The 11,926-nt window shown below is 65.4% G+C and carries 13 protein-coding genes and 1 pseudogene; 5 read left to right on the forward strand and 9 right to left on the reverse strand.

All coding sequences use genetic code 11. The features are described 5' to 3' along the window. Positions 1–3: 3 nt before the first annotated feature. The 5 genes and pseudogenes from KBO27_RS34665 to KBO27_RS22460 form a co-directional block, all read right to left on the reverse strand. Positions 4–987, reverse strand: coding sequence for a reverse transcriptase domain-containing protein (locus tag KBO27_RS34665; RefSeq protein WP_307870552.1), 984 nt, complete (start codon positions 985–987; stop codon positions 4–6). Further along, a complete protein-coding gene (gene queC / locus KBO27_RS22445) occupies positions 984–1,751 on the reverse strand; it encodes a 7-cyano-7-deazaguanine synthase QueC (RefSeq protein ID WP_210971856.1) in 768 nt (255 codons plus the stop codon). The genes KBO27_RS34665 and queC overlap by 4 nt, the downstream gene beginning before the upstream one ends. An 864-nt stretch (positions 1,752–2,615) precedes the next feature. After that, the gene (locus tag KBO27_RS22450; RefSeq protein WP_210971857.1) at positions 2,616–3,164 is read right to left on the reverse strand and encodes a DNA-methyltransferase; all 549 of its coding nucleotides are present in this window, start codon (positions 3,162–3,164) and stop codon (positions 2,616–2,618) included. 1 nt (position 3,165) lies between these two features. Further along, positions 3,166–3,438: pseudogene (locus KBO27_RS22455) on the reverse strand (phage terminase small subunit); the annotation flags it as partial. Positions 3,439–3,708: 270 nt separating this feature from the next. Continuing rightward, positions 3,709–3,972, reverse strand: a complete 264-nt coding sequence (locus KBO27_RS22460) for a hypothetical protein (protein ID WP_210971859.1) — start codon at positions 3,970–3,972, stop codon at positions 3,709–3,711. Positions 3,973–4,114: 142 nt separating this feature from the next. Between KBO27_RS22460 and KBO27_RS22465 the strand changes: the two genes are divergently transcribed. From KBO27_RS22465 to KBO27_RS22475, 3 genes are all read left to right on the forward strand, one after another. Next, positions 4,115–4,318: a hypothetical protein gene (locus tag KBO27_RS22465; RefSeq protein WP_246537804.1), complete on the forward strand. Its 204-nt coding sequence runs from the start codon at positions 4,115–4,117 to the stop codon at positions 4,316–4,318. Between the two features lie 124 nt (positions 4,319–4,442). Continuing rightward, the gene (locus KBO27_RS22470) at positions 4,443–5,618 is read left to right on the forward strand and encodes a helix-turn-helix domain-containing protein (protein WP_210971860.1); all 1,176 of its coding nucleotides are present in this window, start codon (positions 4,443–4,445) and stop codon (positions 5,616–5,618) included. A gap of 16 nt (positions 5,619–5,634) precedes the next feature. Beyond that, positions 5,635–6,366 (forward strand): 5-formyltetrahydrofolate cyclo-ligase, encoded by a 732-nt coding sequence (locus KBO27_RS22475; protein ID WP_210971861.1) that lies wholly within the window; start codon positions 5,635–5,637, stop codon positions 6,364–6,366. A 73-nt stretch (positions 6,367–6,439) separates the two neighbouring features. Here the strand turns inward: KBO27_RS22475 and KBO27_RS22480 are convergent, their stop codons facing one another. Beyond that, entirely contained in the window at positions 6,440–6,733 is a 294-nt protein-coding gene (locus KBO27_RS22480; RefSeq protein WP_210971862.1) for a hypothetical protein, read from the reverse strand. 450 nt (positions 6,734–7,183) lie between these two features. Further along, complete coding sequence (locus KBO27_RS22485; RefSeq protein ID WP_210971863.1) at positions 7,184–7,687, reverse strand: hypothetical protein; 504 nt, start codon at positions 7,685–7,687, stop codon at positions 7,184–7,186. A 566-nt stretch (positions 7,688–8,253) separates the two neighbouring features. Between KBO27_RS22485 and KBO27_RS22490 the strand changes: the two genes are divergently transcribed. Beyond that, entirely contained in the window at positions 8,254–9,129 is an 876-nt protein-coding gene (locus KBO27_RS22490; protein ID WP_210971864.1) for a helix-turn-helix domain-containing protein, read from the forward strand. Between the two features lie 22 nt (positions 9,130–9,151). Continuing rightward, positions 9,152–9,562 (forward strand): DUF397 domain-containing protein, encoded by a 411-nt coding sequence (locus KBO27_RS22495; RefSeq protein ID WP_210971865.1) that lies wholly within the window; start codon positions 9,152–9,154, stop codon positions 9,560–9,562. A 151-nt stretch (positions 9,563–9,713) separates the two neighbouring features. Here KBO27_RS22495 and ribD read toward each other — a convergent pair whose 3' ends face one another. Together ribD and KBO27_RS22505 are read right to left on the reverse strand one after the other, a co-directional pair. Next, positions 9,714–10,595, reverse strand: a complete 882-nt coding sequence (gene ribD, locus KBO27_RS22500) for a bifunctional diaminohydroxyphosphoribosylaminopyrimidine deaminase/5-amino-6-(5-phosphoribosylamino)uracil reductase RibD (protein ID WP_210971866.1) — start codon at positions 10,593–10,595, stop codon at positions 9,714–9,716. A gap of 1 nt (position 10,596) precedes the next feature. Continuing rightward, positions 10,597–11,796 carry a helix-turn-helix transcriptional regulator gene (locus KBO27_RS22505; protein WP_210971867.1) on the reverse strand — a complete coding sequence of 400 codons (1,200 nt, stop codon included), beginning with the start codon at positions 11,794–11,796 and terminating at the stop codon, positions 10,597–10,599. Between the last annotated feature and the right edge of the window lie 130 nt (positions 11,797–11,926).

Consider the following 11,926-nt stretch of genomic DNA (forward strand, 5'->3'; position numbering starts at 1 on the left):
GCGCTATCCATCGATCAAGAAGAGATCTTCGGCATTGGCCTTGCGCCGAATGCGGCTCTTGGCCGCGTTGGGTTCCAGGCGTACTGCGGCCATGGCATCGCTGATGTACCAGGCTGTTTCCTCGGCGTCGGACACCGTTTCGGTGAAAGCGCAGTAGTTATCGGCAAACCGAACGACCCGAAGTCCTGTGAGCCTTCTATCTACTTGCGATAGACGAAGGTTGATCAGGAGCGGTGCAAGGCCGGAACCTGGCACCACTGGACTGGGCAACCCGCCGAGCATGGTGCGGAGAAGACGGAGGAACGTGCCGTCGTAGACGTACTCGGCGAACCAACCCACCGCTTCATCGACAGCGACTCCCTCGGAGACCTTGGCAGCGTCGAGGTCGGCCACGCATCGGTACCCGCCCGAGAGCAACTCCGACGCTTGGCGTAGTGCTGTGTTGCGGTTCCGCCGTGGGCGATAGCCCGAGACCCAGTCAGCGAACGCCCGTGCTTCAAGTACCGGCTCTACCGCGTTTCGCGCTGCTCGGTGCACGAGGCGATCTACCACCGTGGGGATCGCGGTCGGCATGGATTTCCCGGTATAGGTGGGAATCACCAGTTCGCGAAGCGGGCCAGGCCGCCACGTTCCGGCAACGAGCTGCGCTGCGAGACCCGGAAGTACTTCTCCTGCCTGCCGACGAAGGTCAGCCCAGGTCATTCCGTCGGCACCAGCGCTGGATGACCGCCGCCCGCATTGACGTAACGCCCGACGGAGATGCTTCTCGCCCAACAGCGGCATCAACGAGTGCGACTGCGGAACCGCAGGCTTGCTTGCTGGTGTTGCGGTCTCCGAATGCGCTAGAGTCCGTTTCGCCTGAGTGGCGGGCACGATCCCACCACCCGCTGAAGAAGACGCGCACCCCAGCACACGCGCGTCGGGATGGGAAAGACGGCCCCGCTCAGGTTCGTCCGCACGGTTCGGCTGGGTATCGACTGCCATCATGCGCACCCCACGGCGTAGGTCGTCGGGTCGGTCACGCCTGCGTCGTGGAACGCTTCTCGGCGCTCCGTGCACGTACCGCACGTGCCGCACTGGTGCGCGCCGCCGCGATAGCACGACCACGTCTGCTCAAACGGAACGCCGAGGGTGGCGCCCAGTCGCACGATGTCGGTCTTGGTGCTGGCCAGAAACGGGGCGACCAGCTGGAAGTCTTTGGGGAGATGGCCTTCGTTAGCGATGTTCGCCGTTTGAGCGAAGCTCGTGGCAAAGCGCTCCCGGCAGTCCGGGTAGATCGGGTGATCGCCGGCGTGAGCACCGAATGCGACCGCGTCGGACTGCGTGACGACCGCCAGAGCCACCGCGATGTCGAGCATTATGGCGTTGCGGTTGGGAACCACGGTCGCCCGCATCGACTCGTCGGTGTAGTGGCCATCCGGAACCCCTACTCCAGAGTCGGTCAACGCCGATCCGCGGAGCACGCGTCCCAGCGCGGAGAGGTCGACCACCTCGTGCGGCGTCGCCAGGGCCGACGCAGTTGCCCCCGCGTAGCGAAGTTCGACTCGATGACGTTGGCCGTAATCGAAAGACAGAAGGGTCAGCTGCGTTCCGCGAGCGTGGAGCCAGTAGGCGAGAACGGTCGAATCGAGGCCGCCCGAGACGATCACGACCGCATTGCGAGGATGGCGGTCGATGCCGGGCTTGCCCGGAGCCGCGAACGTTTCGATCTGGTGTGAGTGCGAGGAAGCAGTGTCGATGGTGGCGCTCATACTCTCCGGATTCCTTGATCGGTGGTGCGCGGTGAAGGTGAAGGTCGGGGCGCGCTTCACCCCCACCGCGGCTTGTGTGCTGCGGCTGCGAAGCCGGCGGCGGTGTGGAAGCTCGGGAAGACCTATGCGCCGAAGCGGCCTCGCGGAGCGCTCGTGGTCGCTTCAGGCGACACGGCGGCTGACCGGAGTGCTCGACGCAAACGCCCAACGTCGAGGGGTTGCACGACAACGGGGCCGTGCGCTGGAAACTCGACCCGAACATTGCCGCCTGGCAGCTCATGGACGGTGATGTGTGCCCGTCGTCCACGGCCATCCTGGCAGGGGATGCGGTCGTGCACGTGTGCGTTCTCGCCACGCACGAGCCAGCGTCGACGGGTCGTCAGCAGTCGTCTCATCAGCACCATGTCCTCCGAATCGATCGATACGCGGAGGGCGGCGCGCTTGCACCGACCGGGCGGTGCGGGATGACACGCGGTGCGAGCCGACGGTCTACGCAACGGGATCGTGGCGCGCATTCGCCCACGAATCGCTGGGGGAGCGTCACAATGTCTCCTCGTAAGCAGCGAGCCCCTTATTCAGGTCCGAGCACCGCTCTTGGCCCAGCGGTCGGTGTCCGCCTCGGTGGGTGCTCAGCTGGTAGTCAACCGGTGGGGTGCGCGATGAACCAGAGCAGAATCGCTGCACAGATGCTGCACGATTGCTGCGCGAATACCCTATGACCTGCGCATATGATGGCGAGATCGTATGGAGGCAGTCGATGGCGGGATCATGTGCCGGGTGAGCGAGACCGTCTCGCCAGCGCCACGCTGCGGGGAGCCCCCAGGAACAACTCGCTGCCGCGCTTGGTGTTGAACGCTCGACGATCTATCGGTTGGGCAGGGAGTTCTCGGCAGTCCAGGCGGCCCGTTGCTCGTGCTTGCCGGTGCCGGGGTGTTGTATGCGGCGGGAGAATGCCTGGTCCCCGTTGAAGTACCGATCGGAGCGGGTGAAGTGAATCCACGTCTCGTGATTTCGGCGCACTCGGTCGGTTACCGACTCCGGCAGACCGTTGGTCTTGGACCAGATCACCTCGGCGCGCAGCAGCAACCCGAGGTCATCGCAGCAGCGTAGGGCAAACCGCCACGGCAGGCCGCACAGCGACCGCGTGCCCGCGTAGGTGTCGCCGAGGTTGACCCACAGCGACCCGTCCGGCGCCAGCACGCGGCAGCACTCGCGCATGCAGGCCACCAGCGCGTCCAGGTAGTCGGCGGCGGTGGCCTCGGTGCCGATCTGCCCGGCGTCGTGCTCGCCCGCGTCCTGGTAGGACCGCAGCCCCCAGTACGGCGGCGAGGTGCACACCAGGTTCACCGACTCATCGGGCAGGGGAAGCGTCCGCGCATCGCCCCGGATCACCACCGGGCCGCGCCCGGTCATCTCAGCCGACGATCCGCATTCCCTTGCGGCACTTCACGGTCTGCTCATCGCCCTTGGGCCACATCGTGTGGTGCATCAGGGCGGCGTCCAGCAGAAAGTCCCAGTCTGTCGGCGTGAACGTGGTGGCCTGCGCCGACTCGCGCCAGGTCTGCCACCAGGCCGCGTGCGCGGGTGCCAGTCCTCTCCGTTGGGCAGCACGTCGTCCGGCAGCTCCCAGCCGCGCCACTGGCCATCGGCCTGCACGTGCTTGAACTCGGCCTGCCGCTTCCGGTCGGCGGACGGGTCCGCCCTCCGGGCCTTCGGTGCCATACCGGGACCGGCCATCACGGCACCTTCCCTCACCCGTAAGCTTATGGACACGTACCGTTACTTGTGATCACGCACTGTGAATACGTACCGTCGGAAGCCTGCGTTGTGGGTGCTCTTGCAGGCAGCGCGTGCGCGCAGTAATAGCTAGCTCCCGGACTCGGTGAGCCCGTTGCCTTTTCGCTGGGGACCAGCTGGCAGCCGAGCCGGGGCTAGCCCATGCAAGCCGGGCGCGCAGTTACTCTCCCCGGTCTTCCGCCACGATCGAGCGGGCCAGCTTGACCGCCTCCGTGATCGTCCATTCCGACACGCGCCCCCGGGCGGCCTCGTGTGACAGCGCTTCCAGCAGCGACGCCATCGCGTAGCGGCTCGGGGGCGGCACCGTCTCGCCCCCGGCGGCGATGGCCTGGCCTGTCCGGGCCCGCAGCGACGCGGCAGCGGCGTTCATGAGCTTGCCCGCCTCACGCAACCGGCGGTCCCGCTTGGTCTCTCCCCACGTCATGCACGGAGCCTAAGCGCACGCCGCGACATACGCCGCTGAACTGCGATAACGCTCAGATGAATGCCAACTGTTCGCCACCGCCGCCCGCTTACTGACCCGCGTCACAACCGGGCTGATCAGGCGACCTAGAACACTCCTGGGCGTGGTGCAGAGTCGGGAGGTCGACTTCACCCGCCTGAGCAGCACTGACTACTACGATTTCGTCGCGACATATGGCGGGCATGGTGTCACCACCAGCTCCGCGTTCCGCGCCTTCGCCGATATCCAAGAACTGCGCTGGGTGGCGTTCGTCCTCGGCAAGGCAGCTACGCGAAGCACAGCACCGCATCGCGAGCCTGCGGGGTGAGATCCCGCGGCCATGGACCTGGGCCGTTTTCTATACCGTGGATTGTGGTACTGCCTCGATGTCCTTGACCTGCGAAAATCCGACGAGGATCATGGAGTCGCACTAGTCGATTGGGGGCGGGTATATGTCCGGCAAACGGCTGCGCCTTGCGCGGCAGCGCCGCGCGATGGGGATGACCCAAGAGAAGCTTGCCGCCGCAGTTGGCTTGGGAACCGATCGATCGACGATCTATCGGTGGGAGTCTGGAGAGATCACTCCGCCGGCGCGCAAGCAGCCCCGGCTCGCCCGCGCGCTCGGTGTTTCGCCCACCCAGTTGATCGACCTCCTCACGCCAGAAGCCGACCCCAAGATGCCTCCGAGCAGGGAACGGGTCGGGCATGCCCTCCGCAACCCGAGCAGCACTGATCCGGTCACCGTGGAGAGCTTGTGGCAGGAAGTTCGTGGCCTGGACGAGCGGTATGACCGGATGCCCTCGACATCCCTGTTGGCTGATACCGGCCAAGCTCTCGGGCAGATCGGCTTCCTTGCTCGCAACGGCGGTGACGGCGCCTCTCAGCGCGATCTCTTCGCAGCCGAGGCCACGGCTGCAACGTTGATGGGGCAACTGGTGTGGGACGCCTCCCAGCGTCGAGATCACCGGACCGCCCGGCAGTACTTCGAGCAAGCGACCGCCGCGGCCCGCGAGATCGACAGCCCGACTGCCGAAGGGCACGCACTGCTGCGCACCAGCTATCTCGCGCTCTACGGGGAACGCGATCCCGTAGAAGGGCTGCGGCTGACCGAACAGACTGCCGAGGTCACACGCTCGGCCAGCAACGTCTTGACAGGGCTGGCTCAACTGCACTCGGCCGAGGCCCACGCGATGCTCGGCGACACACGGAGGTGCGAGTCAGCGTTGGCTGCCGCGGAGTGCAGTTTCGGTGGTGTTCGCGCCACCGACGGTGCATCGCATCTGTTTTCCGAGAACCAGTTCGATCGGCTGGCCGGCTCCTGCTATCTGTTCTTGGGTGACCATCGCCGCGCCCAACGCATCCTCGGTTCCGCGGCTCAAGCCATGACCAGGCAGAGCAAGTCCCGGGCGATCGTGCTGGGGAACCTTAGCCTCGCTCACCTTCACCAACGTGACCTCGATGCGGCTGCGGCGAGCCTGCACGACGCGATCGACGTTCTACAAGCCACCCGGGGCGGCGGCGGATTGAACATCGTCTCCGACGCCGTGCGCAAGCTCCGCCGTTGGCGTGGCGAGCCTGTCGTCCAAGACATCTATGATCGGCTGTTTTCTCTGATGACCACAGCGTGATGAGGAGTCGCACAAAGTGACCGCGACTGAGGTGGACAGGCGCAAGGACACTATCCGGCAGCAGGTATGGAAGCTGCTGGACCAGCAGGGTGTCGTCGCTGGTGACGGCAGTGCGCACGGGCGCATCCCGAACTTCATTGGTGCCGAACGTGCCGCGGATCAACTCGCGGCCTTGCCGGTGTGGCAATCCGCCAGCGTGATCAAGGCCGTGCCGGACAAGGCTCAACTCCCTGCTCGCGTCCGCGCCTTGCGTGAAGACAAGGTGGTGTACATGGCGGCCCCCAAGCTCGCGCCGCCACAGCCGTTCTACCTGCTTGATCCTGAGGAATTGGTAGTCCCAGCCGAGGAAGCTGCTTCCAGCCGGACCGCACGGTCAGTCGCGCGCAATGTCGGCGTGGACGAGCTGCGTCCGGTCGACTTGATCGTGTGCGGAAGCGTCGCAGTCAATCGGCATGGCGTACGGCTCGGAAAAGGCGCGGGGTACTCAGATATCGAAGTCGCCCTGCTTGCACAGGCTGGTCTGATCGGTCCCGAAACAACGATCGTCACCACCGTGCATCCCCTCCAGGTGATTGACGAGGACATTCCCGAGACACGTCACGACTTCAGCGTTGACGTGATCGTCACGACCGACGAGGTCATCACCTGCGGGCCGCAGCGCCGGCCCAGCGGGCTCGATTGGAAGGAACTGAGTGCCGAACAGATAGCAGCAATGCCAGTTCTGCAGTACCTGCAGGAGAATCGTTGAGAAGCGACAAGTATTCGTCACGGTCGTAGGTGGGCCCGAAGGGGCCAGACGCAACACGCTTGAAGTGCAGTCGCTACTTCTGAACGGTGACGGACTTCTCCGCATCGCGGGCACGCTTACAGCCGCCACAGTCCTCAGCGTGGCGAACATCGGTGCCGGCCTGTCCGAGCAGCCCGCACATGGCCAATGCCACCGGGCGCCCTCCACCCCAGAGATTGACCACGTGGTTGTTGCGCAACCGGGCGTAATGGCGTTTCCAGTCCTGCCACGGGTCGGCCAGGTAAATGATCGGAGCGCCAACCGCGGAGCGCTGCTCGTGGTTAGTCGCAGGAGCCGCTCCAGTCAGCTTGGTGATGGGCGTGTTCATTACCGATTGCCCTCCTGGCGCCGATTGGCCGGTGGCCAGACATGGCCGCATCGGCACTCCGCCCAACCGCCAGTGTTCGGGACGATTCCCCAGCTTGTGCACGTGTGCCCTGACGGTGAGGTCGACGGGGCAGAACCGGCACCAGGTTGACGTGCGGAAAAGCGGCTAACAGGTGTTGACAATGCGGATCAACTCCGATCTGGCCGTGAGCAGGTTTGAGCTGGTGTGGGGCCCAGCGGGCAGGCGGTGGAAGGGGTGACCGCCCGCCCGCTGGGCGGGGCGCCGCGACGACACCGGTCGAGTTCGGGGTCTCGCCGGACCGCCGTGGCGGAGTCCTGCCAAATCCGTTCGGGGACTGCCGAGGCGGCAGCGGATCGGACAGGACGGCTGAGCAGCCGTCGGGGTAGACGACTGGCTGAGGGCTTCAGGGCGTGCCGAAACGCGTGTGGATCAGGAGCTATGTCCCCGATCGATGACCCGGCGCGCGATGGCCACGACTGCTGACCAAGGCGGCAACAGACGGCCGGGTTGGGGCGGTTGCCACCACGAGGCGGACTCGGTGACGGGTGGTATCACGAGTTGCCCGCGGGGCGGGACGGCGTGCACGCGCTTGGCGCGAAGTTCGTCGGGAAGCTCAGGTTTCGGCCGTTGACAGGGCTCGGTGATGAAGGTCCACCAGCCCTTGCTCTCGTCTCTGCTCACAGGTCCAGCCATCAGGCTGGACGACAGCTCCAGCGCCACCGGTTCGGCGAGGGCTCGCGGCAGGAGGAGTGCGTCGAGCACATCGCCGGTGCGGACGACCAGTCGCTTGTGCGGGACGTCGATGCTTACGGGCCATTCCATGAGCTCGCTGAAGAAGTTCGCCTCGGAAGCGAGATCGAGTTCGGCAGACGCGGATCGGGTTGAACGGACGAAGAGCCGCTTAGCTGGCGTAGTCAATGGAATGCCTTTCATTGGAGGAGGAACGGGCGGCGCGCGGAGTCGCGGGGGATCGCGAACTCGACGCAGCGCCACCCGTCCTCATATGCCCAAGCCAGATTGGAGGAGGCCGGCTTGAGCTGGACTCAACGGCGGGGAAAGCGGAGGACGCGGCCGGTCGACGCGGCGCTGATGGCGTCTGCGTACTCGTACAACCGATCGGCCAAGGTCCGAGCGTCAGCGGGGCGCAAGATGGCGGCTTCGCCGGGCGGGGCCACGAGAACGACGTGGTCACTTCGGCGGTAGGTCGATACCAGCCGTGGGCGCCCAACGGCGTCCCTGGCTGGGACGTCTTCCGTGTTCAGGGGCTTGTTCGAGCGATGTGCAGGAGTGGCAAACATGCGCACCTCAATAGGCTGTAGCCTCTGTATCTAGTCGGCTGCGTGAAGCCTTGCAGGACCAAAGCATGATGCATCAAAGCTTGGTTATCAAGCTTTGAGTCGGACTCCATCTGGGTGACGCTTCGCCTTACCATGTTCTTGAAGTGCGAGCTTTGTAACCGGAGCGCTTCGTAACCTGGGTCGACTTGGAGGTCCACGCCCATGCCGGCGACGGTTCGTACCGCCAAGAAACTCCTGCTCGGGCGGGAGATTGCGCACATGATCGAACGAACCGGGGTCTCACAAGGCGAGGCGGCCAAACTCATCGAGACGAGTCAGTCTCGCATCGCGCTGTTGATCAATGGTGGCGGCAGCATCTCGCCCGGCGACCTGGTCATGCTCGCCGGCAAGCTCGGCTTCGAGGATGAGGGGTACAAGGAGGCCCTACTGGAGTTGCGCCGGGACAACCACAAGCGTGGCTTCTGGCGCACTGGCCACAATCGCGCGTACTCAGAGGATCTCCGGTTGCTGGTGGACCTGGAAAAGCACACCGACCAGATCCGTTCGGCGCAGGTCGAGGTCGTTCCTGGGCTGCTGCAGTCCGAGCCCTACGTCCGTGCGCAGCACGCTGAACAGCCAGGAAGCGATGACGTCTCGCTGGAAGACCGAATTGCGGCCCGCCTGGCGCGGCAGGACATCTTGGACAAGGCCGATCCACCGGCCGTGCAATTCGTGCTCTCCGAGTCCTGCCTGCGACGTACCTGCGGTGATGCCGAGGTTATGCGGGCACAGATCGACTACTTGATCAAGCTGTCAAAGCGGCCGAACGTGATGCTTCAGGTCATGCCCTTCGGCCAGCCAGCCGGGCAACGCTCACCGATCAAGAGCCCGTTCACGATGATCCATGTGCCCTCGCCTGGTGCGGCTGGACCGCTGGAGCTGGTGTACGTGGAGGGCGAAGGAGAGATTCGCTATCTCGACGACAAGAAGGCCCTCGCTGCGCATGAAGCAGCATGGGCTCGTGTCTCCAACGCCGCGCTACGGTTTGAGGAGACCCGCAATTTCCTGAAGTCGGTCCTCCAGGACTTCAGGAAGTGAACCTTCGAGGAGAGAACCGTTGATGACCAGCACACTGCCGGCCTTCGCCGAGCGTGACTTCCGCAAGGCGAGTGCCAGTCACGCGGACCAGGAGTGTGTGCGTGTTGCCCGCCGAGACGGGTGGGTCGAACTTCGCGACGACAAGACGACCTTCGGAGCACAAGACGACCTCCGCCTCCTGTTCACCGAGTCTGAGTTCGACAGTTTCCTAGCCGGGGTGCGCTCCGGAGTGACAGTCGGCCTCTGCATGGAGATGACGCGCCGAGCCGACGGGACCTACGTTTTCCGCAGCACCGTGCAGCAGCCTTCCAGGCTGGAGGCCGAACTGCGCTTCACAGAGGCTGAGGTTGTCGCGTTCTTAGATGGTGTAGACCGAGGTGAGTTCGACTCCGACATCACCCCGGTCCTGGCTGCATCCGCAGTACCGGCCTGATCGCGGCACCTGGAGGCCGTCGAAGCTCTGCGTGGGATGACCGACAACTTCGGTCATCCCACGTTCCCGTTTTCGCGGGCTCGACTCGGAGTTGCGTTCCAGTACCCGCTGGTCGCGTGGTGGTAGGGGCAGGTGCATTCCTGGTCGCCGATCAGGACGGCTGGTATTGGGTGAGGATCCCTCCGGGGACCGGGGTGATCGCCGTGAGGATCCAGTCTTCCGGCACAACTGAGGCCATGTCTTTGACCTGTGCGAGGGACGGTTCTTCCGGGTCGCGCGTGACGACAATCAGTTGGTCGATCCATCCCCCTGCGATGAGCGCTGAGCAGCGGAGGTCGGGGTTGTCGGTGAGGATGAGTGCGCGGCGGGCGCCGGTCTTGCTCAGCACCATGACCGCATCTTCGGGGTCCCGCGGTAGTGCTTGGGACGGAAGTTGCAAGACATCGGGGTGATGGCGACCTGGGATGGCCTCGCTGGTGTGGCCATGTTCGTCGATGATGAGGTCAACGCCCGGAGCGACCCAGTCTCGCAGCTGTGTTCTCGCGCGTTCGTCGTTGGGATTGCTGATACCTGCGATCAGGAATGGCCGGTTGCGTTCGAGGCTGTGCAGCCAGGGCACGAGCAAGAGCTGAGCTTCGTCGGCACGGATACCGACGACGACGTCCAGGCCGGCTTGTCGGAGCAGTTCGATGCCACCCTGGCCTCGTGACGTGGGGTCTTCGAGCGCGACGACGACCCGGGCGATCCCGGCATCGATCAGTGCCTGGTGGCAAGCAGGCGTGGCGCCGACGTGGCAGCACGGTTCGAGGGTGACGACCGCGGTCGCCCCCCGCGCGCGTGAGCCCGCGGCTTGGAGGGCGTTGACTTCGGCGTGGGGTTCGAGCTTGCGGGCGTGGTACCCGGCTCCGAGCACGGTCCCATCATCGGGGGAGAGGATGAGACAGCCCACTGGTGGGTTGGGGGCGGTGGCGCCGACGCGCAGTGCTGCCAGGGCGATCGCTTGCCGCATGGCGGCCAGTTCGGTGAGGGACATGTCAATGGTCTCCGACCGTGGTCGTGGTGAGCAGCTCTTCGACGTCGTCGACGCGCCGGTGCGTGCGGAGTGAAACTGCGAGGTCGCGGACCTGAACAGTGCAGCGTCCGGAGTCGACTGCGCGTGCCAGGTTCCACGCCTGGAGAGCGTGTTGGGCGGCGGTGTCGATGTGCCCCGCGTCGCGCAACGTGGCTGCGAAGCGGACGAGGTGCGCTGCGCGGTCACGCTGATACACGGCCGGCAACTTTTTCAGGCTCATTTCGAAGAGGGGAACTGCTTTGGTGGGGCGCCCCAGGATGGTCCAGCACCACGCACGCTGGAGCCCGACCCACTCCGGGCTGGCGAAGGAGCCGTGACCCCCTCGCGCGTCTCCGCTGTCGCGGTCGTCGGCGTAGTCCTGTGCGCGGTCGAGGAGCCGGTGTGCAGAGCTCTCGTGCCCAAGTGAGGCAAGGGCCAATGCGTGTTGGGTGTCCAGGGCTGCCCGCATGCTCGGTTGCGGAGTGCCTTCGTCGTGAGCGCGGGCTAGCCGCTCCAGGACACGGTGAGCGGTGTACGGGGACGGATGGGTGCTGGCGGGGGAGAGGCACTGCGCGGCGCGCCGGAAGTGCGTCCAGGTGATGAGGTCGCGATCGTTGCCGGTTCGCGCTAGGCGCAGTGCTTGATCGGCCCAGTGGCGAGCTGCTGTGAGTTCCCCGAGGTCTTCGTGCAGCCACGAGGCTGATTCGGCGTATTGCGCTGCCAGCCGCACGGCTGGCCGGCGAGCGCTGTCGGGCCCGTGGTCGATCAGCGTTGTCAGCAGGGGTATGTGTTGGCGAACTCCCTGCAGCGCGTGGTGGGGGCCGATGACGTTGTCGGCTTTGACCTGGGCGTGCCACTGCTCGGTGAAGTAGGCGAGTGCCTGGTCTGGGTCTACCTTGCGGGCCCAGACACGATGATCGGCCCCCGCCCGATCGACCGCTTCCGACGAGATGTGTGGTGCGGCGGGTGTCTCCGTGCCTGCTCGAAGCGCCTCGTCCAGCTGTTCGACGGTCCATCCCAGTGCACGGGCGACATCGCCTCGCCGGGATGCCGCCGGGTCCCATTGCCCGCGCTCCCAGCCACGCACGGTGTCTACGGTGACACCGAGCACGGCGGCTAGGGATTCACGGGTGTACCCGCGCGCTTTCCGGCGCGCGACGAGTTCCCCTCGACGACCAGACATACATGCAGTATTACCAACTACAGGCGACGCTGGGGCACGAATCTTGGAGACCGCTGAAGCTGGTGCTGCGCGTGCGGTGCGCCGTTCGGGTGATCATGGCAGGGGTATCAGTCCAGGTGACGACTGGTGG

Source organism: Saccharopolyspora endophytica (assembly GCF_018070075.1).
Taxonomy (GTDB): domain Bacteria; phylum Actinomycetota; class Actinomycetes; order Mycobacteriales; family Pseudonocardiaceae; genus Saccharopolyspora; species Saccharopolyspora endophytica.

Bases quoted from the DNA above. Each gene is read 5' to 3' on its own strand.
- KBO27_RS22505 (WP_210971867.1), bottom strand. From the start codon at position 11,796: ATGTCTGGTCGTCGAGGGGAACTCGTCGCGCGCCGGAAAGCGCGCGGG.
- KBO27_RS22485 (WP_210971863.1), bottom strand. From the start codon at position 7,687: ATGAAAGGCATTCCATTGACTACGCCAGCTAAGCGGCTCTTCGTCCGT.
- KBO27_RS34665 (WP_307870552.1), bottom strand. From the start codon at position 987: ATGATGGCAGTCGATACCCAGCCGAACCGTGCGGACGAACCTGAGCGG.
- KBO27_RS22495 (WP_210971865.1), top strand. From the start codon at position 9,152: ATGACCAGCACACTGCCGGCCTTCGCCGAGCGTGACTTCCGCAAGGCG.
- ribD (WP_210971866.1), bottom strand. From the start codon at position 10,595: ATGTCCCTCACCGAACTGGCCGCCATGCGGCAAGCGATCGCCCTGGCA.
- KBO27_RS22460 (WP_210971859.1), bottom strand. From the start codon at position 3,972: ATGACGTGGGGAGAGACCAAGCGGGACCGCCGGTTGCGTGAGGCGGGC.
- KBO27_RS22480 (WP_210971862.1), bottom strand. From the start codon at position 6,733: ATGAACACGCCCATCACCAAGCTGACTGGAGCGGCTCCTGCGACTAAC.
- KBO27_RS22470 (WP_210971860.1), top strand. From the start codon at position 4,443: ATGTCCGGCAAACGGCTGCGCCTTGCGCGGCAGCGCCGCGCGATGGGG.
- KBO27_RS22450 (WP_210971857.1), bottom strand. From the start codon at position 3,164: ATGACCGGGCGCGGCCCGGTGGTGATCCGGGGCGATGCGCGGACGCTT.
- KBO27_RS22490 (WP_210971864.1), top strand. From the start codon at position 8,254: ATGCCGGCGACGGTTCGTACCGCCAAGAAACTCCTGCTCGGGCGGGAG.
- queC (WP_210971856.1), bottom strand. From the start codon at position 1,751: ATGAGCGCCACCATCGACACTGCTTCCTCGCACTCACACCAGATCGAA.